We start from the raw sequence: 22,812 nt of genomic DNA, 5'->3' as shown, positions 1-22,812 counted from the left end.
TAAATGGATCTATGGTCTAAAAATGGAATATATGATGAAAAGAACTATAAATACTTCAACTGGCGAATGGGCAGAAAGTGAATTTGGAATTGTTAATTTTGGTGATATAAGATTAAGTAAAAGGCTTCTAAAAATAGTTAATAGTTTTGCTGAATCGCCTGAGCGTTCAATAAATCAAGCTTGTGAAGATTGGCATCAAAGTAAAGCAGCTTATAGATTTTTCCAAAACGATGCCATTTCTGAGAGAAAGATATTAGAAAGTCATATAATTAAAACTGTTGAAAGAGCTAAAGAATACTCAACTATCTTAGCTATCCAAGACACGAGTTATATCTCATATAAAAATCATAAAAAGACCGAAGGATTAGGGATTATAGCAGCAAGATTAACATCTAAAACAACTAATTTTAAAACACATGGATTAGTGATGCATACAACGTTTGCAGTTACAACAGAAGGACTGCCTATAGGATTATTGGATCAAAAAATTAGTACTAGACCCTCCTTAGCTGAAGACCTAAAAGAGTTGAAAAGAAGAAGCCATAATACTGCTGTTCCCATAGAAGAGAAAGAAAGCATACGGTGGATAGAATCACTTAAATATTCTACTAATCATCCTGGATTAAAGGATATCAAGGTAGTTACCGTCTGTGACAGAGAAGCAGATATGTATGATTTATTTGAAGTTGCTTCCACTAATCAATCTCTTTTTGTAGTAAGAGGAAATCAAAACAGAACAATAAATAAGAAGTCGACTTATTCTGAAAAAGGTGGTGAAAGGTTGTGGGATCTGATGAATCGCATGTCTTGTCAAGGAGAAATACAAGTGAATATTCCTGCTCGCAATGATAAACCTCAAAGAACAACAGTTTTAGAAGTAAAGTTTAGCAACTTTGTGATGAATGCATCAAAAAATAACGCTAGACGTAAAACCCAAAAACTTCCTAATTTAAGTTTAAATGCTGTCTATGCTATAGAAAAATACCCCCCATTTGGCGAAGAGCCTGTGAACTGGATTTTGTTGACAAATATAAATATTAATAATTTTGAAGAAGCAGTAGAAAAAATACAATGGTATTGCTTAAGATGGAGAATAGAGGTTTTTCATAAAATTTTGAAATCTGGTCTTAAAGTTGAAGAATGTAGGCTCCAAGCAGCAGATAGATTAATCCGCTTTCTTACAATAATGAGTATAATTGCATGGAGAATATTTTTTATCACACTAGTAGCTAGAACAAATCCAAATCTTTCTTGCACTTTCATACTGACTGACGACGAATGGAAGGTTTTATATACCAAAATGCTTAAGACAAAAAACTATCCTGAGACACCACCACCTATAAGAGAAATTGTGAGGTGGGTGGCCAAGTTAGGAGGGTTTTTAGCTCGCAAAAATGACTTAGAACCAGGCCCTATAGCTTTGTGGAAGGGATGGAAACGTCTCTTTGATTTAGCAGAAGGATGGAAACTTGCTCATGAATTTTATACTTGTGGGTAATAGTAAGGTTTTGAAGCTTACTATTACCCACAAATAAAAACATAATATTGTATTTACTCAAATAATTTAATTTTATTAACCTGAAAGCTTATTAGATTAAAATTATTAAACTAAGAGTTATAATTTTAGCAACTAAAAGCTGTAAATTGCACCATATAAACAGTTATTTCAAGCAAAAGTTATGCCATTAAGAGCTATGCAACAAACATTTATATTTGTGGGTAATAGTAAGGTGTTAGCGGGATCTATGTTGAGAGATACCGCGAATGAATCGCGGTATGACGGTGTAGATAGTATCCCGCTGCGTGTTAGCGGGATCTCTTGTTAGTGCCGCGGCGGTATAGCTATACCTTTTTCTACTTAGTTTGGGTTATGCAAGAAGTCTAATAACATTTATTGCTATTTTGCCATGTATCCCTTATACTATAAAGTAGAACATTATAGGTTTCAGCAATGATAAAAGAAATTGAAGAACTAATAAAAATTGTTGGTAAGGGTAATTTATTAGAGACGTTATTTATTTTTTTAGGTAGCTTTCAACATGCTGACTTAGATCGTTTTATGGATCACAGGAATCACATAGGTCTGTCTGCATTCATACAGAAGCAAGATGAACAATTAGATTACTATTTTAACTTAAAATTTAGTCTACAAGGGCTGTTTTTAATTTATGCTCTAGCTTATCGAATTCTAAGTGAAAACAATAACCTGAATACTAAAGATGTCATAGATAAAATATATGAAGTTATTAAAGGATCTGAGTTAAATGAATATATAAATGAAGTAGTAGATGGAAGAAAATTAGATTTACTTAACATCTTAGCAAATCCAAAGAGAGAACCAATATTTAAAACAGAAGAAGATTTTGAAAATAAAGTACTCATTGGTCTTAGAAAGTTACTAAGTGAAGGAAATACATTAAACAAATATGACAGAGAATTTGCATTAAATAAGTGCGTTATCAGCAGCTATTATTCCATTCATGACATAAAAGCAGATAAAGATATAGCATTGTTCTTTTCTTTGGGTGGTCACTATAAAGAACTTTCGTCATCTAACAAAACAGTAAAAAGAGAAGTATTAGAGATATGTGAGAATCAGTTAATAGAGAGCTATATAATGTTCTTAGCTGGCAAACTACACATGATCGGATTATCAAGTAGAGATAAATATACAATCGACCATGAGAATGTGGATCGGCAAGAGAAAGCATTGAAAATGGATGGATTAATATATCCTATAAATACAAAAAACACCCTAGAGCAACTGTTAAAAAACCAAAATAGTGATGAATTTGAACAATTAATAACGAGCCCTGATAATATATACTACTCAGTGCTGCAAGAAGAGAATGAATGTAGGCCAAATCCTATCACCAGCAAGAAAAAAGAAAAAGACCATAAAAACACAGTCTGTAAACTTATTTTAGGTATGTTTGTATTATCTGTTGGGTTATATGTTGCTGATTATTTCTTTATGGAGCAAAAATTATTTAATCCAATAAAAGGTGTCCTACCACAGGATAATTTTGCTAATCTAGTAATTGCTGCAGTGCTTACTATCGTAATAGTATATGCTTTATTTCAATTATCACAGGAATCACCACTTTCAACAGTCAATAAGATGACGAATGAAAATTTAGGACCGCTCCATGCAAAACAAGCTTAGAACTACATAAATGTGGCAACTTAAAAGCACATATTGTATAATGCTTATTCTTAAGTTAAGAGGTGATTTATGGATTTAAGTAAAATAACAGCGGGACCAAATGCGGTGAATGTGGTAATTGAAATAAGTGCAAATGCTGAGCCTGTAAAGTATGAATTTAATAAAGAGCTTGGGTTGTTACAAGTTGACAGATTTTTGTCTACCTCAATGACTTATCCTTGCAATTATGGGTTTATACCAAATACCTGTGCAGGTGATGGTGATCCTGTGGATGTTTTGGTGCTAACTCAATTTCCCTTAGCATCTAGTGTTTTAATATCGGTGCGTCCAATAGGCGCATTACTCACTAAAGATGAAAAAGGAGAAGATGAGAAAATATTAGCTGTGCCTGTTTCCAGTGTTGATAGCTATTATGACAATATAAAGGACTATTCTGACTTATCTAAAAGCCTACTAGATAAAATTACTCATTTCTTTTCTCATTATAAAGATCTAGAAAAGGGAAAAACGGTAGCAGTTGGAGAATGGGTTGGTGTGGAAGAAGCAAAGAAAATCATTGAAAAAAGCAGAAATTAGTTTTTATTGATTTATAGCTAAAGTGGCTTAGGTTTGCCCACAATTTGAAAAACAACAAATTCGTCATTCCGCTACTTGTTAGCGGAATCTATACCGCGCACAACTGTACGAACATTGCAATATGGCACATAGTAAACGATGTCATTCCAGTGCGTGACACTGGGATCCAGACTTTCCGTAAAAACGTTATATTTTAACATAACACTTATATGCTCACCAACTTAGTGCTAATCAAAATCCTGGATCCCAGTGTCTGGGCACTGGGATGACAAGAAAGGGAGCACTGGAATTTTTGTTTCAGCATTAGCCATGCATCTGAACAGATACAAATATTGCAATTAAAAGCATTAGACAGGTGGTAGAGGTCTTGGTATTATATAATCTTTAGGTTCTAAATTTGGAAGGGTGGCCGAGCGGCTGAAGGCGGCGGTTTGCTAAACCGTTATACGACCCAAAAGTCGTATCGAGGGTTCGAATCCCTCTCCTTCCGTATACTGTTTTTAGCACGGTTTAAATTCGCTATATTAGCATGTTTTTAGCCTATTTACCAGCGTACCTGATTTTGTTGCAATGGTTTTTATTTCCATTGTCACTGAGATCACTATTAAAAAGTTGGCTAGCATTGACTCAGTATTTATTATAGAATTGGTTATTAACTAAACAACTTTACTTGTATGTATAAAATACTAATTTTACTGTTGATAGTGTTGCCACTTAGGTTGCTTGCAACCGAGATTGAAATTGTTGCAGATGTAAATGGTGAACCAATTTCAAATTTAGATATCGAAAAACGCATCAACTTTATAAATTCATTGTTTGGCACTCAAAGTGTTAATCAAAAAGAAGCAAAGCCTCAAGTGCTTAGGGAGCTAATAGACGAAATTATCATTATCAATGAAGCACAGAGGCTGAATATAAAATTGAGCAACGAGGAGTTAGATAATGCTATTATGTTATTTTTAACCCAAAGTTTTAAACTTAAGGCTAATGAAGTTGATCAATACATAGAGAAGCATAATATAGATCTTGGTATTTTAAGAAAACAAATAAAATGTCAGTTACTGTGGAGCAAAATTATTGAAGTAAGAATTGTGCCATTTATTAATATAAGCGATAAAGAAGTAGATGATGTAAAAAGGCAAACAGAAAAGCCGGATTATCTTATCACGTTCCAAGAGTTTATAATTCCTGATCAAAAAGACAAGGACGTTTATGGTATAGCTGAAGATTTAGTAAAAAAATTACGCAACAGTAATAACCCAGAATCTCCAATAAAGATGCGTAAAGCAACAGTTAATTTAAGTCAGCTAAAAGGAAAACTCAAGAGCGTTTTAGAAGGATTAGAAACCAGCGAAATAGCAGGTCCATTCAGTTTCAGTGAAGGTTACTCCGTTATAAAAGTAATAGATAAAGTACAACTTAATCATGCACTGCTGGAAAGCACTTTAAAATTAAAACAGATTGTGGTTGAAGGTTCAGAAAGTTTATTAGATAATCTCAAGGAGCAAAAGGTCAGTTGTTTAAATTTTGATAAATTGGCAGATAATTTTAAGCTGCCAAACGCAAAAGAATTTGAAATAAAAATGCGAGATTTAAATCCTGATTTACAGATTTTATTTAGTAAAACAAGTGTGAATGAAATAGTAGAATTGAGAGAAAATGGCACTGCAAAGTTGATGATGTTGTGTGATATCAAGAGTAATGTAGCGGGTATAGAAGCAATCAAACAGAAAATGTACCAACAAAAGATTATGATACAAAGCAACTTGTTATTAGATGATATGCGTAAAAATGCAGCTATCAGTTATCGTTATAGTTGAAGTCAGAGAGTGTCCTTGTCTTTGTGTATAGAACTATATAAATTACTTTGTTCTATAAAATTTCAAAAAATTTGAACAAATGCAGTTAAAATAGTACATGAAGAATATAATGCTAATTGGTGGTGGAGTTGGAAATGCAGTGTTATTTTCGATAGGGAAGGCATGTCTTGAAAATAATAACAAGGTTTTGTACTTTGCTGGCTATAAGAAGTTAAGTGATGTATTTAAACGAGCACTGATAGAGCGTGCATCAAATGCAGTAGTTTGGGCATGTGAAGAAGGATTGATAGAAACAAGCAGAGATCAAGATAAATCCTTTCATGGTAATATAGTTGATGCAATAGTCTCTTATCAACAAGGAAGATTAGGTATTAATTTGAACGTTATAGATAAAATTATCACTATTGGTTCTGACAAAATGATGAAAGCTGTGAATGAAGCTAGAAAAACAATTTTAAAGCCATATCTAAAATCAGGCCACATAGCAATATCATCAGTTAATTCTCCTATGCAGTGTATGATGAAAGAAATCTGCGCTCAGTGTGTGCAGCAACATATAAATGCGAAAACAGGAGAAAGAAGTTTTGTTTATAGTTGCAGTAATCAAGACCAGGATATGGAGTTTATTGACTTTGACTTTTTAAGTGAGCGTTTGAAGCAAAATAGTTTACAAGAAAAACTTACTGCGAAATGGATAGATCATGTTCAAAGATATTAAACAGCACAAAAAGGAAATAAGAGAGCAATATAAAGCTATAAGAAAAGATATTGATGAAAGTTATTCCAGTTATGCAGCAAATTCCCTTATTAATCCCTTTAATCAGAACTTAAGCTACGTTAAAGGCAAAACAATTGCGGCTTACATTCCAATGGACGGGGAAATAGATGTTGTGCCTTTGATGCATAGTTTACTCGATTTAGATTATAAAGTAGCAATTCCTAATAAAAATAAGTTACTAAAATTTGAGGAATGGAACAAAACAAATGAAGACGTAATTCCTGACGTAATCATTACTCCTGTTATTGCTTTTGATGATCATTTTAATAGATTAGGTTTTGGCGGTGGTTGGTATGACACAATGATGAAAAAATTACGGCCGCTTGGAAAAATATTTATAGGTGTAGCCTATGAGAAACAATATTGTAAAAATCTACCTGTAGAACAACATGATCAAAAATTGGATATTATAATCACTGAGATGTGTGTTAGATGTGGAAGTGGGTTGCTCAAAAAAGTGGATAAAAAAGAATAGATCTCTACCTTTCCCATTCCCTCCCTCTCCAAGCCATCAGAGGGTTTTGGTTTCTCCTGTACTCGCTTGTTCAGAACTTGGACTATCTAATTGAGGAACTGGTGACTTCATTTGGTTAACTTTATCATTAACCATTTTTTCTACCTCCTCTATTTTACCCTCACCAATGGCCATAATTTTAGATTGAAATTTCTCCATAAGTTCCTCAAGTGCTTCCTTATCACTTTCATAAGTACTAGTACCTTTTTCTCTAAGCTTTTTCATGTCATCTTCTGAAAAATTTTGAATAGTTCCATTCTTTACTAACTCTTGTATAGCAGATCGCTGCCCTTCATTTTGAAGCATGCCTATGACCTTTGCTTTACTCTGGGCGTTTTTTATTTTTTCACCTTCTTCGGACATATTATAGCCTATAATCTCTTGAGCCAAACTGTTGTATAATTTACTAAAGTTATCTTTTTTTGGCCCAACCTCAGGCAATTTATCCCCTAAATTTTTAGATAAACTTTTCACTGCTTTTCCTGCATCAATCGCACCTTCTTTTATTTTTTCCCCTGCCTTTACTCTACCTATTCCTACATAACGTGCTCCAATAGCCACAAGCGCTATTAATGTAGCAAGCACAATAAGTGGAGAAAATGCTGCTCCTAATACCATTACGGCAGAAGCTATTCCAATTTTTTTATTTGCAGATGCTGATTTAAAATAATTGACTAGATTGTCCAGTGGACCTTTATTATTATTTATAACATTACTTATTGCTTGTTGGTTAACAGATTTTAACGCCTCTTCTATTATTTTTGAGTCAACATTTTCAGAAGTTAAATCTTTAAGTGCTTCTTCAATGAGTTTTATAAATAATTCTTTATTTACCTCCTTTTGCAAGCCTTGGTCATTAATTGCTAAACCTAAATCTTTGAGGTTCATCCCTTTAACTTGTTCTGATAGGGTTGTAAATAACTCTTTTTTCCCCTCTTGTGAGGATTGTGCAATACTTTCTATTATATCTGAAATAGCTTTTCTTAGTTCTGGATAGTCAGTGTCAAAAAACATACTATTGCTAGATTCCATATTCAGCTTCGTTGATTATAAATATGCCTAATTATACATACTAATCATTAATTATATTATAATTGATATAACATACCCCTTTCCAAATATAGAATTTGTATTAAAATATCTAGATTATATGAAATCAAGGTACTTTATGGGTGAAAAAAAATTAAAAGCTGCTGTGGTCTTATCAGGGTGTGGTCACCTTGACGGTGTAGAGGTAAGAGAAGCGGTTTTAAGTTTGCTTGTGCTTGATCAGCAGGAAGTGGATGTTAAATGCTTTGCACCTGATATCAATATCACACAAGTTATGAATCATAGAACAAAAGAGGCAACAAAAGAAAAAAGGAATGTACTTGTGGAAGCAGCAAGAATCGCAAGAGGCGAAATATATGACTTAAAAGAAGCCAAAGCTGAAAATTTTGACATGCTAGTTGTACCTGGTGGATACGGGGTTGCGAAAAATTTATCTGACTTAGCTGAAAGTAAAGACATGGTGACAGTAATGCCTGAATTTGAAAGATTAGTTTCAGAATTTTTTGTTACAAAAAAGCCAATAGGAGCGATATGCATATCTCCAGCCATCATTGTTTCAATTTTAAGTAGCAAGATAGGTAAAGAAGAAAGTAAGGTTAAGGTAACTATAGGAGATGACAGAGAACAGTTGATAGAAAGGCTTGGCGGCGAGCACATAAAATGCGATACAGAGTTATCAATAGAAGACGAAGAACATAATGTATTTTCCTGTTCTGCTTATATGCGTAGCGACGAAAGTACATACTCTGTATATCAAGGGATAAAGCATATGATTGACAGCATGGTAAAAAAGATTAACAAAAAAACTAAACAGCCATTCCTATAAGGTGTACTAAATAAGACTTCTCTATTAATCACACATTAACTGTTGAATTTTACATTTCTAGCTGTATTATGGCTACGTAGCTAAAGTAACTTAGGTTTATCGACGCTTTACTACTTGTTAGCGGTGTGGTGTAGTGGCCATATATGTTTAGTTCTTTTTTTTAAGGTATTTTGTATGTCAGATCTTTTCTATATTGAAACTACGTGTTGTGTGGACGGTCAGTGTGATGTCTATACAGGGGAAGTGAGTTTTAATGATGTCATGTTAGGCAAGTTCAGTCTAAATTCGTGCAGCGGGAAAGAAGCTATGATAAATCTAGACATTATTACATTCGATATTAATATCGCTATTGATGGTCAAAATGGAAAGACAATAAAAAAAGACCTTAAAGGTCTTGAATTTGTAACTAAAGATGATGGTTCTTGGTATATTAATAAGGATTTTGGTGATGATAAATTTGAAGTTGTAGTAAAGCAATCATAATTTTACATCTCAGGTGTAACATTTAGTATAGGCGCTATTCTATTTATAATGTTCTTTACTATAGGCGCAGCAATTATTCCCCCGGTATGGTGCATCCCTTGAGGCTCATCAATAGCAATTAGCACTATGTACCTTGGGTCAAGCATAGTTAGCACTCCTATAAATGATGCTATGTTTGCATCTTTGCTATATTTACCATCTACAACTTTTTCCGCCGATCCAGTTTTTCCTCCTATTGAATATGCCTTTATTTTTGCTTTTCTGCCAGTGCCATCTGTTACTGCTGCACGTAATAATTTTCTCATTTCCCTGGAAGTTCTTCTTGAGATAATTTGCTCTCCTATACTTCTTTTATTCAACATCAAGGTTGCGTTATGAAATATCCCATTATTGATTAATGCTGCTGCAGTTTGTGCAAGATGTATAGGAGTTACAGCTATGCCATAACCATAAGATGCTGTTATTAAAGTGTTTTCACTCCATTTATCCGGGATTATCGGTGTGGATTTTTCTGGTATTTCTATTTTCAAAGGAGAAAATAGCTTCATAGCTTTAAAGTATTCTACCTGTTTTTCAATACCTAGTTTGACTGCAATTTTTGCTGCACCAATGTTGGATGATTTTACAAATATATCTTGCACAGTAATTTTTGGAATTTTAGATTTATGAAAATCATGAATTTTATACTTTCCAATGGTGATTGGTGTTGATACGTCATATAAATCGCTAGTTTTTGTAGCGTTCGCATCAAGCGCTGCGGCTATTGTAAAGTATTTTAATACCGACCCCATCTCATATACCCCAAGACTGGCACGATTAAACTTTTGTATGTCTTCTGCCTTATTCTGTAAGTTGGGATTAAAATCAGGTAGGCTGACCATCGAGATGACTTCACTATTTCTCACATTTAAAACAATTCCTACTCCGCCAAGTGCCTGATATCTGCTTACAGCTTTAGTTAGCTCTTCATGCACTATGCTTTGCACTCGTGTATCTAAGGATAGTATTATGGGCTTTTCTTGCTCATTGTTTTTACTTATATACGCCTCAACTCCTGCAATACCATTGCCATCTATGTCAGTGTAACCAAGCACGTGTGAAAATAAATTACTGTGAGGATATATACGCTTTATGTCGTCATAAAAATTTACTCCTGGTACACCAGCGTTTTTGATCGCTAGTAATTCTTTTGGAGTCAAGTGCCGCTTTATCCAAGCAAATTTCTTTTCTGAAGTAAGTACTCTATATAAGTTCTTGTATTCGAGGTCATGCAAAGTAGAACACAGTTGTGCTGCTATACTTTCCGGATTCTTTACTTTGGTTGCATCTATATATAGTGATGTTGTGGGCACATTTGTTGCTATTACCACTCCATTTCTATCTAAAATATCAGGTTGTTTATGTACTATATTATCTTTTCTAAAATTTTCTGAAGTAGTAGGTTGATCAAATGTTAAAGAGAATATGCGAAAAATAATTATTATATAAAATATAAATAATGGTACTATAAAACACAGTGAGCGGAGCTTATTTTTAAGTAATGCTTGCATATTTACTTGATTTGACAAAAATGGAAATCATCTTAGCTGAACCACGAGGTTTTTGTGCCGGGGTAAAAAGAGCTGTGGACATATTAGCTATTACTTTAGAAAAATACAAAAACGAGCGCCAAGTTTATGTGCTACACGAAATTGTTCACAATAAATATATAGTAGAGGACTTTAAGAAACAAGGAGTGGTTTTTGTAAGCAGTATCGAGGAAATTGAAGATAATGAAGGAATACTGATCTTCAGCGCGCACGGAGTATCAAAAAATATAGAAGATGAGGCAAAAAGAAAGGGTATTCAAGTGATTGATGCAACATGTCCTTTAGTTAGCAAAGTGCATAAAGAAGCAAAAAGGTATGAAAACAGTGGTAAAGAATTAATTCTCATTGGGCATGAAAACCACCCAGAAGTTAAGGGAATTAGGGGAAGAGTAAACAATCCTATCACTTTAGTGCAAACTTTGCAGGATGTATATGATTTAAAGGTTAAAGATCCAGATAATTTGTCTTATGTTACACAAACTACGTTAAGCATCGACGATACCCGTGACATTATTGCTGCCTTGAAATTAAGGTTTCCAGGCATAACAGGTCCAGATTTAAAGGACATATGCTATGCAACGCAAAATAGACAAAATGCTGTTAAAAAGCTAGCTGAAATTGTAGACATGGTATTAGTTGTAGGAAGTAAAAATAGCTCAAATTCAAACCGCTTATTAGATCTGTGCACTGCTAGAGGAAAAAGAGCCTACTTGATTGATAATTACAGCTGTGTGAATAAAAGCTGGTTTCAGGGCGTAGAAAAGATAGGGATCACTGCAGGTGCTTCCGCTCCTGACATATTAGTTGATGAATTAATAGACTACCTAAAAGTAAACCTGAGTGTAAAAATTTCAGTTATGCCAGGTGGTATTACTGAAAATGTTCAGTTTAAAATACCGAATCTGGTTTAAAACACAACTTATCTACTAAACTTCTCTTGAAATCACACAAACCAGCATCTATAGCTAAGACGTCATACCGCGATTCATTAGACTTCTTGCATAACAATATAACAAACTTTTATTGGGAATAGAAACGAAAAAACTTGCTTGACAAACTCCGCCAGCCCTCTTATCATGAAACTGAAGCTATTGTATTTGCTTTCGCCAATCTGCAGATTAAAAGGTAAGGATTACTTAATGTATCGGCGTCTTATGTTCAATTTTTTGCAGTATATAGATACTGTATGTCTTTACAAAACTTCATCTACATCTAGATTTTTATCTAAATAAGCTGAACGCGCTTATAAAGCGTTACAAGACATCAAAAAATGCCAATACTCGACAGAGATAGTAAAAGACTAGCTAACTCGGGGATTCTTTGTCTTTTTTTCTGCTTAGTAAATTTCTTAAACATTTGCAGCGTAGGTTAGTTGCAATTAAAAGCGGCTGAATCTCGCTTGTCAAGCGTTTAAAACATAAAAAACGCCAATATTTTAAAGCGGATAATAACCCCAGGGCTTCTTTTGCCTTTTTTTTCGTTTGGTAAATTTCTTAAATATTTACGGCTAATATGAAGCCAAGTACGAACTTTGTTAAACACAACAAATGGTGTCATTCCAGTCTGGAATCCAGGAAAAAGAATGGTGTCATCCCAGTGCCCAAACACTGGGATCCAGTTTTCTTTACAAATTCACCAAAAGTGTTTCATTCTATAACATAAAACCCATACTCACCAAATCCAATGCATTACTTGCAATTAAGTTTCCTGGATCCCAGTGTCTGGGCACTGGGATAACAAAGGAGGACGTTATTCCAGTGCCAAGCACTGACCATTTCTGGTCTCTTAAATTGCAACTAATCTAAGTATTAAAAAATTTACCAAGCGAAAAAAAAGGCAAAAAAAGCCCGATGGTTGGCTAGTTACTTACATTATACTTTCAAGTATGGCGTTTTTTTATTCTAAACGCTTAATAACCGTGACTCAGCCGCTTTTAAGCCGCAACTAATCTAAATTATAAACGTTAAGAAATTTACTAAACAGAAAAAAAGGCAAAGAAACCCTAGGGTAGCTAATTATTCACTATCCATTTTTTAAGTTGGCGTTTTTTGATGTTTTAAATAGCGTATTTCAGCTTGTGTAGCTAGAAATTTGATAAAGACATGAGGTGCACATAGTGCAAAAAATTAAGCATGATTTACGCCAAATACATTAAGTTTTTTTGTCATTAATCCACTGCAGAGATTGCGAAGATAAATAAATAGCTTCAGTTTCATGATATGTATAACAATGTTACAAAAAATAATATCATAGAATTCAATAGGATAATTCCTAGAAAACCCCTACATACTAAAAAAAGCAAAATGCTGTTAAAATGAGCTTAAGAATAAATAGCAAACATCTAACATAACAATTCTATTTGTAAATCAGGTGAGACTTATCCTATAGAAAGCTTTCGAACTACGCAAGCGTATCTTTTGCCTTTAGTATTTCTTTAAACCTGCTGCAAAAGAGTAGGAATGGTTATAAAATAGGGAGGTATAGCAAGAGAATAGAGAGGGAAGATGAGCTTAAACTACCATAATCTAAAAGAACATCCGAGAAATTTTCGAGATGTAACAGGTTTGAAAATAGAAGAATTCGAAAAGGTTGTAGAAAAAGTGCGCCCAGAGTGGGAAAAAGTTCAAGAACAGAAGAAATGCCATGGAAGAACGTCAAGATTGCCTGTATTGGAAGATAAAATACTCTGTATAATTCTATAGACCTGCTGCAAAAGAGGAGATATTTAAAGAGAGATGTAGCAAGAGGGAATGAGCTTAAATTATCAAATCAACGTTATTCTACTTTACCTCACTAGCATTTTCCTTACCTTGAGCCTTACTATTACTCACAAATACAAACGTTCGTTACATAGCTCTTAATATGTCTACAGAGACGAAATTTCCCGAATTATTTATAATGGACCCTTACGATCACATTCTGGGGACGTACATCAGAAAACTTTTATATTATTAGTTTTGTAGTAAAATTATATGAGTACATCGTATCTATTAAATCAGAAGCTTTATGGATTACAGATTGAGAGCTTATTTGTTTGGGGTTATCTGGTTTATACTTAGCTTACTTAGTAGTGTAGCTAATGATACTATATCAAAATATCTAAGTTTACATCTTCAGAGTTTTGAAATAATTTTTTTCCGCTTTCTGTTTACCACTATTACCCTTGTACCTTTTATGTTTTACTATGGAATAGAAACTTTTAAAACAAGTCAAATATCTACTCAAATAACCAGGGGTGGGTTGTTGTTTTGTGGAATGACCTTATGGACTTACGGGTTGACTGTTTTCCCCATAGTAACTGCAACGATTATAAGTTTTTCTATACCATTATTTGTTATACTTCTTGCAATTCCTTTTCTGGAAGAAAATATAATTTGGCAAAGATGGGTAGTAGCTGTCATTGGTTTTATTGGTATTGCTATTACTACTAAAGCTTATAGTGAGGATTTTAATCCTAAAATTCTTATTTTTATTGTATCTGCATTGATCTTTGCTATATTGGATATACTTAATAAGAAACTTGTAATAAAAGAGTCAGTAATAAGTATGTTATTTTATTCAGCTCTAACGACAACTATTTTTTCTACTCCACCTTTGTTATTTTATTGGCATATGCCTTCCTTGTTGGAGTTAGTATTACTGCTGATTTTAGGAATAAGTTCAAACCTAATTCTGTTCTTCATGTTAAAAGCTTTTGCTCTTACTGATGCTACTGCACTTGCACCGTATAGATACATAGAGCTAATAATTTCTGCAATAGTAACATACGTTATATTTAATGAATTACCTGATAAAAGTGCTTTATATGGTACTTTGATATTAATACCATCAACCTTATTTATAGCTTATTCGGAAGGTAAGGCAATTAAGAAAAATAATGTAACAACAAAAGTTTATAATTGTTAATGGTATTTATTTTAGATGCTAAGCTATATTTTTAAGGTGATAATAAAATGCACATAACTATTATAGGAGTAGGGTATGTAGGATTAGTATCTGGTACAATGTTATCTGAGCCATACGCGTCAAGTTAAGGAAATAAAGGTATGAAAGAGATAGAATAATAAGGTATAAGTTCTCCCAGATATACTTTTAGTGAGAGAACCAATGAATAAAATAACTTGCTTATCAAAAAAGCTCAAAGAATTTTTTAATGAAAAAGCAGAGAAAATCTCAATTACAACAAGGTTTATAAAAAGAAAGAGAAAGCTAAAAGGTTCATCATTCGTAAAAGCCATGGTCTTGGGTAATATAGGAGTTGATAATTGTAGCGTAGAAACAATGTGTCAATTACTAAACGAGGACTCGATAGATATAACAAAACAAGGTTTGGATTTTAGATTTACTGAAGAAGCAGTGGAATTTATGAAAAGGATGTATAATGAATCTGTGATTCTCTTTAAAAATATCTTGCAAGTTGATTGCAAAATCTTACAGCAATTTAATAGTGTTAAATTATTGGACAGTAGCTATATTACTCTACCTAACAGTATGGAAGAGATGTATAAAGGTTATGGTACTAGCTACAGTGGCTATGAAAGCAATACTAAGTCTGGAATAAAGTTACAATTAGTTTTCGACTACATGAATCAGATAATAGACCAACTTAATTTAACGGAGGGGGTAAGATCAGACCAGGGATATAGGAAACATTTAAGTAATATATTAAGCAATGATTTGCTAATATCTGATCTCGGTTATTTTGTGCCAAGTTCTTTTAAACAAATCAATGAAATAGGAGCTTATTTCATAAGTCGTTATAAATCCGATACCAACATATATGATGTAGAAACAAATCAAAAAATGGAGTTATTAGAATGTTTAGAGGATAAGTTATTTTTAGAAAACGAGGTATTGTTAGGAAAAGAAGCAAAAATTAGAGTAAGAATTATATGTCAGAAACTAACTGAAGAACAGTCTATGGCCAGAAGAAGGAAAGCTAATAGATTAGCAAGATCGCAGGGATATACATCCTCTAAAAGAAATCAAAAATTGTTGAACTGGTCAATATTTATAACTAATGTTCCAGAAAATAAAATTAGTGCTGAGCAAGTATTAACGATTTACAGAGTAAGGTGGCAAATTGAGTTATTATTTAAATTGTATAAAAGCCATATCAGGCTTGATAAGCTAAAAGGAAAGCCATGCAGAGTATTATGTGAACTATATGCTAAATTGTGCGCAATTCTTATATTTCACGGCATAGTTGGTTGCACAGAAGTGAAAAAGAATACAGAACTTAGCTTAACAAAGGCATTTATTGAGCTAAAAAGGCGGGTTAGAGAGTTATTTTTAGTATTAACCAAAATTAATAGTTTAAAAGCATTTCTTAAAAAACTCACTATAACTTGGTCGCGATTTTCATTAAAAGACAAACGTAGAAGGGCTAGAGTATCCACTTTAACCTCTCTAAATTTGCTCACAATCTCTTAACTTGACGCGTATGGTTTTTTAAATATTCACCAATAACCTGTAAAACCCTTGTAATAATTAACTGTCCTTCCCTTTCTTTAGGATTAGCTGATAATGCCAACTTTATATAATCACTTATTTTCTCTAAAGAATGAATATCCCTAATTTGTTGATAATCGCTATACAACTCTCCAAATTGAGGATAATTGCTAACGATCTCTGCAACAACCCTCTCACGTTTTAACTTCGGGAGATCAGCAAATTTACCAATGTCCACACCTTCTATAATATCTTTTTCTTCTTTAAGTTTCTTTGCAAAATTTTCCAAGTGGTCTAGTATTTTACTTTTATTCAATGTGGCATTATAGAATAGATTCATTTCCTGTCGTTTTATGTGAGAAGAAACAAAACTGATCAAACAAAATTCCATTTCTTCCCAAGGTAGTCTATCGTAGGTTGATTTCAACTGCCGCTTTAATATATGAATATTTTGTGCAATAAATTTTGCTATGAATAAAAACTTTTCATCTACTTTTTCTGTGTTTGAATACTCTGCCTTTAACAGGCTAATATTTTGAAGTACTAACTCAATCCGCTCTCTTATGTTATTAAGATAACTCTTCACATTCTGATCTTGTCCAGAAGCACTAGAGAAAAAACGGAGGTTTATCAACTTATTTTCAACAAAAATTTCTATCTCTTCTGACAAGAATACGTTCTTTAGTTTTAATTCCTCATAAGCTCGTGAAAGAATTTCATCTAATTCCCTGAAATGAACAGCAAAATAATTACCTAGCCATTTATTAATGAGTGTATCAAGAAGTTCAACATTACCTGAACGTATAGCATAATAAAACGCATTATGGCATGTTTCATCCTCATCATCTGGTAATATAGTAGTTTCTCTGATGCCAACAGATAAATTACTGAGAATTTTACTATTATTGCCAAGTAGGTATTCTAAAATCTTTACCTTATTGTGTTTACAAGCTAAGATAACTAAGTTAGTACTCTTAACAGGATTGTTAGCATTATCATAATAGTCTCTCAAAGTTACTTGATCTTCTGCATCACTTATGTAATCAATAAAATTGCTTAATTTTTTTAAGCTGTCGACATTACCATCTGATATTGCCTCTTCGAGTTCAGTTAAAACCAGGAGATAAAGTTCTTCAGCTTTTGCTTTTCTGCGGTAGAGCTTTTTATATTCTCTAATAAACTCCTCTTTTGATGTGTAAGAACGTGATAAAAACTGTTTATCTTCTTGATAAAAACTGGTTTGTTGTTTAGGTACATGCATTGCTATAACTGCTTCTCCTGATTTTACAAATAAGGTATATATTAAAGCTGCTCCAGCCGATGAAGTTTACACTAAAACTGCTGCAGAGACTGCTTTTGTTAAAGCTACAGAGCTTAAAACAAAAGCTGCAGCGAAAGATGTCGTGAATGCTATATTTGATGCAAAAGACGGCGACAAATCAATTTTAGTGGATAAATTAGGAGGATTTCTTGATGCTACTGACACAGCGTATGGTGACAAAAATGATCAAACAGCAAAGGTGTTCTTAGGAGGTAAAGGGCTAAAAGGGGAGACAGGAGCCACTGGTCCTAAAGGAGCAGATGGTAAAGATGGAGCTCAAGGCCCACAAGGAGAGACAGGGGAGACAGGAGCAGATGGTAAAAGTCCAATAGCTGCTGAAATAGCTGCTGAGAAAGCCTTACAAGAGCATGTAACAAAGATAAGCATACAAAGTCCAGAATTTAAAAGAGCTGTGCAAGAGGAAATGTCACAACCGTATTTTGAGCCTCCAACAAGTGATGATGCTGCACTTAATTGGACTTGGTAATACAGCTTAGATCCAAGTAGTCACGCTACTTGGATGACGTCATATGGTCCTCTGATGACGGAAAAAGGACTCGGATAACACCCTACAATGTCATTCCAGCGCGTGACGCTGGAATCCAGCCTTTTCATAATCATTAAAATGTTGTATTTTAACATAAAACGGCTACTTTTATGCTTACCAACTTAATAAAATTCCTGGATCCCAGTGTCTGGGCACTGGGATGACAAAGGAGAGCAGTGTCAAGCACTGGGATGACAAAGGAGAGCAGTGTCAAGCACTGGGATGACACCCTACTAGCAGAAGTTACTCTCAAATGTTTGTTCATGTTAGCTACAAACATTAAGAAATTTACCAAACGAAAAAAAAGGCAAAAGAAGCCCCAGTCATTGTTTATCTTCAGTATTGGCGTTTTTTAAGTCTTAAACACTGCAGTTTAGCTGCTTTTAAGTGCAACTCACCTTAGTTTAAATGTTTAAGAAATTTACTAAGCAGAAAGAAAGGCAAAGAAAACCTAGGGTAGCTAGTATTCAAATTCTCCCTTGTTCTATTTGACGTCTTTTGATGTCTTAAACGCTTTATAAGCGCGTTTCGGCTTGTATAGGTAGAAACCCAGAAGTTTTATAAAGACATAAGGTGCAGATAGTGCAAAAAATTAAGCATGATTTACGCCAAATACAAAGTTCCCTTTGTCGTTTTAATCTGCAGATTGCGAAGATAAATAAATAGCTTCAGTTTCATGATAAGGGCGCTGGCGGAGTTTGTCAAGCAAGTTTTTCGTTTCTGCGGGCTACTTCCACATAAATTAATAAATAGGAAAATTACTACAAATCCTTTCAACTTTAGTTTTTACTGCTTTTTCAACATCTGAGCTATTTTCGCTGATTAATCCCTGAACCACTTCATTTATTAGGCCGGCTATTTCTTTAAAATTTTCTGCCTCAAGCCCGCGTGTTGTCTCAGCAGCGGTGCCAAAACGGAGCCCTGAGGTGATGGTTGGCTTTTCTGTGTCAAATGGTACAGAGTTTTTATTGCAGGTAATACCGGCTCTCTCAAGGCTATCTACAACGTCTTTTCCAGTTAATTTCTGCGATCTTAAGTCAACTAGCACTATATGAGAGTCAGTGCCACCGGTTATAATGTCGAGTCCATGCTTTTGCAATTCTTGAGCTAGTACTTTCGCATTTTCCACGACTTTCTTGCTATAAGTTTTAAACTCTGGCGCTAACGCTTCTTTAAATGCAACAGCTTTTGCAGCTATCACATGCATAAGTGGCCCGCCCTGCAATCCTGGAAAAACTGCAGATTGAATTTTTTTGTGTAATGCTTCATCATTGGTCATCACTATTCCACCACGAGGACCACGCAAAGTTTTGTGAGTTGTGGAAGTCATAACATGTGCATATTCAGCAGGGGATGGATATTCGCCCGCTGCAATAAGCCCTGCATAGTGAGCAATGTCTGCAAGTAAATAAGCACCAACTTTATCTGCAATTTCGCGAAAGCGTTTGAAGTCCATTTTTCTTGGATAAGCAGAAGCACCAGCTATGATCAATTTTGGTTTATGCTCCAGCGCCAGCTTTTCTATCTCATCCATATCCAGCAAGTAAGTGTCTTTATTCACTGTATATTGAATTGACTTAAACCATTTACCAGAAAGGCTTGGTGCCGCACCATGAGTTAGATGCCCACCGCAATTCAGTGACAATCCAAGTATCGTATCACCTGGAGCAAGTAGTGAAGCAAACACTGCTTGATTCGCCTGAGAACCAGAGTGAGGTTGAACGTTTGCAAATTTTACACCAAACAACTTACAAAGTCTCTCTATAGCCAGACTTTCAATTTTGTCCACATGCTCACAACCACAGTAATATCTTTTACCTGGATAACCTTCTGCGTATTTATTAGTCAGAAAAGAGCCTTGTGCCTCCATTACCGCTTTGCTTGCAAAATTTTCTGATGCAATTAATTGCAATTGTGATTTTTGGCGTTGTAATTCTTTTTCTATAGACTGATAAACCTCGTTATCAAAAGACTTTAAACTATTTTTAGAGCCACAGATTTTTTTTAAAACACTCATCATAGATCAAACCTCGCTTTAATTTTAAGATGCACAAGCAATTTTAAGACTGCTTATCCTGCTTTTTTAACCATAAGAGCCCAAAAACAGCTATCAGCAAACATACAGGAATAATAGATGTTGCTTTTATCAGCAATTCAGCACTATACACAGGATTTCCTTGTATCACTGTCCTATCCCAACACAAATCTATTATTTTTGCGATCCCAGTGTGAAAAAAATAGCCAAAAACCATGACTATCATATTTGACACAGCTGTAGTTAATCCTATTAAGTTATTATTTACATAACTTAATGCTTTGTACAGTGTTACTATTTGATATCCAGAAGCGAAACCTATAACAAGAAGTGCAGGCAATACAATATACAATCCGCCAGCCTGTGTAAAAAGTAAAAGGAAACTAGCAATCATTGCAAAGGAACAGACAATAATAACTTCATAATGTCTATTTGGATATTTTTCTAATATGTGAGCAAAAGAGAGCAATCCAGCTGCAAATCCTACATATATAACAGAAGAAATTGAAGACGCTAGATCACCGGCCATTTGATATACCTCACATAAAAAAGCTTTTGTCCAAGCATCAGCAAAACCTTCTAGTGGACCTACCATTAAGCCACCAAAAAAACTAATTAGAATGATATATTTATTGAAAAGCACAGTTTTTAGATCCTTCATGCTAATTTTTTCTTTTCGAAAGTCGTAAGCATTGTAAGGAATAACTAAAAATAAAGATAAAGCGAGTAAGAAACCAAACCCTGAAAGAATATAAATTACGTAATTCCAACCAAACTCATCAAGCAAAAGTTCTATTGGTAGACCACCATATATTGCCCCTAATAGCCCTATAATAACAGATATGCTTGCCATTTTTGCTGATTTTTCTCGCGGAAAATACATACTGGCAACTTTAAATACTCCTATTACTGACGCAGACGAGCCAATCCCAACAATTATTCTACCTAATACTGAATAATACCACTCATCAAAGCACACAAGAGGTAATGTTCCAATAGATACCAAGACAGCACAAATAGGTAAAACAATTTTTGGACCGAATCTATCAAAACAAAGACCAACAGGGATATGAACTAGTGTAAATCCCACATAGTAGAGACCATTAAATTGCCCTAAATCTGCAATGCTTATATTAAATTTTGTTATTAATACAGGCGCAATTATGTTTGGCATGACACGTAACACATACTGGTATGCATAGAAAAGAGATACTATCAGCCATACAAAAAAATTACTTTTCGACATACCTACCACCTAATAAAACCCTATTACAATTAAAACAAAAATATCAAAGTAAAATAAAGTATTATATTTCATAATAACAAGAGCCTTAAATTAGTACATCTAACGATTTTATCATACGAGCCTTCGATAAATTATCTACTTATTACAATCAACTTCTCTAAAATCTTTATTTTTTAACCATAAGAGCCCAAAAACAGCCACCAGCAAACATACAGGAATAACTGATGTTGCTTTTATCAGCAATTCAGCACCATACACAGGATTTCCTTGTATTATTGTTCTATCCCAACACAAATCTACTATTTTTGCGATCCCAGTGTGAAAAAAATAGCCAAAAACCATAACTATCATGTTTGACACAGCTGTAGCCAGGCCTACTAAGTTATTATTTACATAACTTATCGCTTTGTAAATGGTAACCACCTGATATCCAGATGTGAAGCCAATAATAAAAAGCGTAGGTAATACAACATACAAGCCACCAATCTGAGTAAAAAGCAAAAGAAAACTAGCGATCATTGCAAATGAGCATGCAATTATTACTTCATAATGCTTATTTTTATATTTTTCCAATAAATAAGCCAAAGAGAATGATCCTGTTAACATTCCTATCAATATTACGGAAGAGAGAGAAGATGCCAAGTCTTCATTCATTTTATATACTTCAAAAAAGAATGCTTTTACCCAACCATCGGCAAAACCTTGCATTGGACCGACCATGAGTCCACCAAAAAAGCTAATTAGAATAATATGCTTGTTGAAAAGTATGTTTTTTAAGTCTCTAATGCTAACTTTTTCCTGTTGAGCATTGCTTTCAGGCGTTACTAAGAACAGCAACAGAGCAAGTAAACACCCAAATGCTGAGAATGTATAGATAACATAATTCCAGCCAAATTTATCGAGTAAGAAGTCTAAAGGTAACCCGCCACATATCCCTCCCAAAATTCCTATAATTATAGATAAGCTGGCCATTCTTGCTGATTTTTCTTGCGCAAAATACATGCTTGCAACTTTAAAGATTCCAATTGCCGAAGCGGATGACCCAATTCCCACAATTATTCTTCCAATTATTGAATAACTCCACTCATCAAAGCATATAAGCGGTAGTGTTCCGGTAAATGTCAAAACGGTACAAGCAGGTAAAACAAACTTTGGTCCAAATCTATCAAGGAAAAGACCAATAGGTATATGAGCTAGCGTATAGCCTACATAGTATAACCCACCAAACTGGCCAACATCTGCAATACTTATGTTAAATTTTGTTATTAATTCAGGCGCAATTATGTTTGGAATTACGCGTAATATATATTGGTATGCATAAAACAGTGACGTCAACAACCAGATTAAAAAATTCCTCTGCAACATGAATCTCAGCTAAAATTTAGGATTATAGATACTTTAGTTATAAAA

Annotated in this window: 21 protein-coding genes and 1 tRNA gene; 15 read left to right on the top strand and 7 right to left on the bottom strand. The window is 34.0% G+C overall.

What is annotated here, in order from left to right; all coding sequences use genetic code 11:
* The first annotated feature begins 31 nt into the window (after window positions 1-31).
* From OM961_RS06970 to OM961_RS06940, 7 genes are all read left to right on the top strand, one after another.
* Window positions 32-1,498, top strand: a complete 1,467-nt coding sequence (locus OM961_RS06970; protein ID WP_264339584.1) for an IS4 family transposase — start codon at window positions 32-34, stop codon at window positions 1,496-1,498.
* Between the two features lie 453 nt (window positions 1,499-1,951).
* Window positions 1,952-3,166 carry a WD1261 family protein gene (locus OM961_RS06965; protein WP_264339702.1) on the top strand — a complete coding sequence of 405 codons (1,215 nt, stop codon included), beginning with the start codon at window positions 1,952-1,954 and terminating at the stop codon, window positions 3,164-3,166.
* 69 nt (window positions 3,167-3,235) lie between these two features.
* Complete coding sequence (ppa, locus tag OM961_RS06960; RefSeq protein WP_151807542.1) at window positions 3,236-3,742, top strand: inorganic diphosphatase; 507 nt, start codon at window positions 3,236-3,238, stop codon at window positions 3,740-3,742.
* Window positions 3,743-4,141: 399 nt separating this feature from the next.
* A tRNA-Ser gene (locus OM961_RS06955) sits at window positions 4,142-4,232 on the top strand.
* A gap of 184 nt (window positions 4,233-4,416) precedes the next feature.
* Window positions 4,417-5,562, top strand: a complete 1,146-nt coding sequence (locus OM961_RS06950; protein WP_264339701.1) for a SurA N-terminal domain-containing protein — start codon at window positions 4,417-4,419, stop codon at window positions 5,560-5,562.
* A 97-nt stretch (window positions 5,563-5,659) separates the two neighbouring features.
* Window positions 5,660-6,280, top strand: coding sequence for a ferredoxin reductase domain-containing protein (locus OM961_RS06945; RefSeq protein WP_182309699.1), 621 nt, complete (start codon window positions 5,660-5,662; stop codon window positions 6,278-6,280).
* Window positions 6,264-6,815, top strand: coding sequence for a 5-formyltetrahydrofolate cyclo-ligase (locus OM961_RS06940; RefSeq protein ID WP_264339700.1), 552 nt, complete (start codon window positions 6,264-6,266; stop codon window positions 6,813-6,815). The genes OM961_RS06945 and OM961_RS06940 overlap by 17 nt, the downstream gene beginning before the upstream one ends.
* Before the next feature lie 36 nt (window positions 6,816-6,851).
* Here the strand turns inward: OM961_RS06940 and OM961_RS06935 are convergent, their stop codons facing one another.
* Entirely contained in the window at window positions 6,852-7,886 is a 1,035-nt protein-coding gene (locus tag OM961_RS06935; protein ID WP_264339699.1) for a hypothetical protein, read from the bottom strand.
* A gap of 136 nt (window positions 7,887-8,022) precedes the next feature.
* Here OM961_RS06935 and elbB point away from each other — a divergent pair, with 136 nt between their 5' ends.
* Complete coding sequence (gene elbB, locus OM961_RS06930; RefSeq protein ID WP_039963711.1) at window positions 8,023-8,730, top strand: isoprenoid biosynthesis glyoxalase ElbB; 708 nt, start codon at window positions 8,023-8,025, stop codon at window positions 8,728-8,730.
* Window positions 8,731-8,904: 174 nt separating this feature from the next.
* A complete protein-coding gene (locus OM961_RS06925; RefSeq protein WP_010081942.1) occupies window positions 8,905-9,213 on the top strand; it encodes a hypothetical protein in 309 nt (102 codons plus the stop codon).
* Window positions 9,214-9,215: 2 nt separating this feature from the next.
* Here the strand turns inward: OM961_RS06925 and OM961_RS06920 are convergent, their stop codons facing one another.
* Window positions 9,216-10,763 (bottom strand): peptidoglycan D,D-transpeptidase FtsI family protein, encoded by a 1,548-nt coding sequence (locus tag OM961_RS06920; RefSeq protein WP_264339698.1) that lies wholly within the window; start codon window positions 10,761-10,763, stop codon window positions 9,216-9,218.
* Window positions 10,764-10,783: 20 nt separating this feature from the next.
* Between OM961_RS06920 and ispH the strand changes: the two genes are divergently transcribed.
* The 5 genes from ispH (at window position 10,784) to OM961_RS06895 (ending at window position 16,235) form a co-directional block, all read left to right on the top strand.
* Complete coding sequence (ispH, locus tag OM961_RS06915) at window positions 10,784-11,713, top strand: 4-hydroxy-3-methylbut-2-enyl diphosphate reductase (RefSeq protein ID WP_264339733.1); 930 nt, start codon at window positions 10,784-10,786, stop codon at window positions 11,711-11,713.
* 636 nt (window positions 11,714-12,349) lie between these two features.
* Entirely contained in the window at window positions 12,350-12,607 is a 258-nt protein-coding gene (locus tag OM961_RS07465; protein WP_065095159.1) for a hypothetical protein, read from the top strand.
* Between the two features lie 699 nt (window positions 12,608-13,306).
* Window positions 13,307-13,504, top strand: coding sequence for a hypothetical protein (locus OM961_RS06905; protein WP_155968442.1), 198 nt, complete (start codon window positions 13,307-13,309; stop codon window positions 13,502-13,504).
* Between the two features lie 304 nt (window positions 13,505-13,808).
* Window positions 13,809-14,708, top strand: a complete 900-nt coding sequence (locus tag OM961_RS06900; RefSeq protein WP_141457073.1) for a DMT family transporter — start codon at window positions 13,809-13,811, stop codon at window positions 14,706-14,708.
* 201 nt (window positions 14,709-14,909) lie between these two features.
* A complete protein-coding gene (locus tag OM961_RS06895) occupies window positions 14,910-16,235 on the top strand; it encodes an IS4 family transposase (protein ID WP_264339118.1) in 1,326 nt (441 codons plus the stop codon).
* Here the strand turns inward: OM961_RS06895 and OM961_RS06890 are convergent.
* The gene (locus OM961_RS06890; protein WP_264339697.1) at window positions 16,222-17,514 is read right to left on the bottom strand and encodes a hypothetical protein; all 1,293 of its coding nucleotides are present in this window, start codon (window positions 17,512-17,514) and stop codon (window positions 16,222-16,224) included. The two genes, OM961_RS06895 and OM961_RS06890, sit on opposite strands and share 14 nt — an antisense overlap.
* A 142-nt stretch (window positions 17,515-17,656) precedes the next feature.
* On the opposite strand from OM961_RS06890, the gene OM961_RS06885 reads away from it, so the two are divergent.
* Complete coding sequence (locus OM961_RS06885; RefSeq protein ID WP_264339696.1) at window positions 17,657-18,061, top strand: collagen-like protein; 405 nt, start codon at window positions 17,657-17,659, stop codon at window positions 18,059-18,061.
* Between the two features lie 148 nt (window positions 18,062-18,209).
* Here OM961_RS06885 and OM961_RS06880 read toward each other — a convergent pair whose 3' ends face one another.
* The 4 genes from OM961_RS06880 to OM961_RS06865 form a co-directional block, all read right to left on the bottom strand.
* Window positions 18,210-18,386, bottom strand: coding sequence for a hypothetical protein (locus OM961_RS06880; protein WP_264339695.1), 177 nt, complete (start codon window positions 18,384-18,386; stop codon window positions 18,210-18,212).
* Between the two features lie 477 nt (window positions 18,387-18,863).
* On the bottom strand, window positions 18,864-20,141 hold the full coding sequence (gene glyA, locus OM961_RS06875; RefSeq protein WP_264339694.1) for a serine hydroxymethyltransferase: 1,278 nt from the start codon (window positions 20,139-20,141) through the stop codon (window positions 18,864-18,866).
* A gap of 40 nt (window positions 20,142-20,181) precedes the next feature.
* Entirely contained in the window at window positions 20,182-21,402 is a 1,221-nt protein-coding gene (locus tag OM961_RS06870; protein ID WP_010081954.1) for an MFS transporter, read from the bottom strand.
* Between the two features lie 135 nt (window positions 21,403-21,537).
* Window positions 21,538-22,767, bottom strand: coding sequence for an MFS transporter (locus tag OM961_RS06865; RefSeq protein ID WP_010962993.1), 1,230 nt, complete (start codon window positions 22,765-22,767; stop codon window positions 21,538-21,540).
* Window positions 22,768-22,812: the final 45 nt, after the last annotated feature.

This window comes from Wolbachia endosymbiont (group A) of Cydia splendana (assembly GCF_947179475.1).
GTDB classification, from domain to species: domain Bacteria; phylum Pseudomonadota; class Alphaproteobacteria; order Rickettsiales; family Anaplasmataceae; genus Wolbachia; species Wolbachia pipientis.
Note: the sequence above shows the minus strand (reverse complement) of the source record. Positions and strands in the feature narration are given on the sequence as shown.

Excerpts from the sequence above, each read along its gene's own strand:
- OM961_RS06970 (WP_264339584.1), top strand. The coding sequence starts at position 32 with ATGATGAAAAGAACTATAAATACTTCAACTGGCGAATGGGCAGAAAGT.
- OM961_RS06965 (WP_264339702.1), top strand. The coding sequence starts at position 1,952 with ATGATAAAAGAAATTGAAGAACTAATAAAAATTGTTGGTAAGGGTAAT.
- ppa (WP_151807542.1), top strand. The coding sequence starts at position 3,236 with ATGGATTTAAGTAAAATAACAGCGGGACCAAATGCGGTGAATGTGGTA.
- OM961_RS06950 (WP_264339701.1), top strand. The coding sequence starts at position 4,417 with ATGTATAAAATACTAATTTTACTGTTGATAGTGTTGCCACTTAGGTTG.
- OM961_RS06945 (WP_182309699.1), top strand. The coding sequence starts at position 5,660 with ATGAAGAATATAATGCTAATTGGTGGTGGAGTTGGAAATGCAGTGTTA.
- OM961_RS06940 (WP_264339700.1), top strand. The coding sequence starts at position 6,264 with ATGTTCAAAGATATTAAACAGCACAAAAAGGAAATAAGAGAGCAATAT.
- OM961_RS06935 (WP_264339699.1), bottom strand. The coding sequence starts at position 7,886 with ATGGAATCTAGCAATAGTATGTTTTTTGACACTGACTATCCAGAACTA.
- elbB (WP_039963711.1), top strand. The coding sequence starts at position 8,023 with ATGGGTGAAAAAAAATTAAAAGCTGCTGTGGTCTTATCAGGGTGTGGT.
- OM961_RS06925 (WP_010081942.1), top strand. The coding sequence starts at position 8,905 with ATGTCAGATCTTTTCTATATTGAAACTACGTGTTGTGTGGACGGTCAG.
- OM961_RS06920 (WP_264339698.1), bottom strand. The coding sequence starts at position 10,763 with ATGCAAGCATTACTTAAAAATAAGCTCCGCTCACTGTGTTTTATAGTA.
- ispH (WP_264339733.1), top strand. The coding sequence starts at position 10,784 with ATGGAAATCATCTTAGCTGAACCACGAGGTTTTTGTGCCGGGGTAAAA.
- OM961_RS07465 (WP_065095159.1), top strand. The coding sequence starts at position 12,350 with ATGGTGTCATTCCAGTCTGGAATCCAGGAAAAAGAATGGTGTCATCCC.
- OM961_RS06905 (WP_155968442.1), top strand. The coding sequence starts at position 13,307 with ATGAGCTTAAACTACCATAATCTAAAAGAACATCCGAGAAATTTTCGA.
- OM961_RS06900 (WP_141457073.1), top strand. The coding sequence starts at position 13,809 with ATGGATTACAGATTGAGAGCTTATTTGTTTGGGGTTATCTGGTTTATA.
- OM961_RS06895 (WP_264339118.1), top strand. The coding sequence starts at position 14,910 with ATGAATAAAATAACTTGCTTATCAAAAAAGCTCAAAGAATTTTTTAAT.
- OM961_RS06890 (WP_264339697.1), bottom strand. The coding sequence starts at position 17,514 with ATGCATGTACCTAAACAACAAACCAGTTTTTATCAAGAAGATAAACAG.
- OM961_RS06880 (WP_264339695.1), bottom strand. The coding sequence starts at position 18,386 with ATGAACAAACATTTGAGAGTAACTTCTGCTAGTAGGGTGTCATCCCAG.
- glyA (WP_264339694.1), bottom strand. The coding sequence starts at position 20,141 with ATGATGAGTGTTTTAAAAAAAATCTGTGGCTCTAAAAATAGTTTAAAG.
- OM961_RS06870 (WP_010081954.1), bottom strand. The coding sequence starts at position 21,402 with ATGTCGAAAAGTAATTTTTTTGTATGGCTGATAGTATCTCTTTTCTAT.
- OM961_RS06865 (WP_010962993.1), bottom strand. The coding sequence starts at position 22,767 with ATGTTGCAGAGGAATTTTTTAATCTGGTTGTTGACGTCACTGTTTTAT.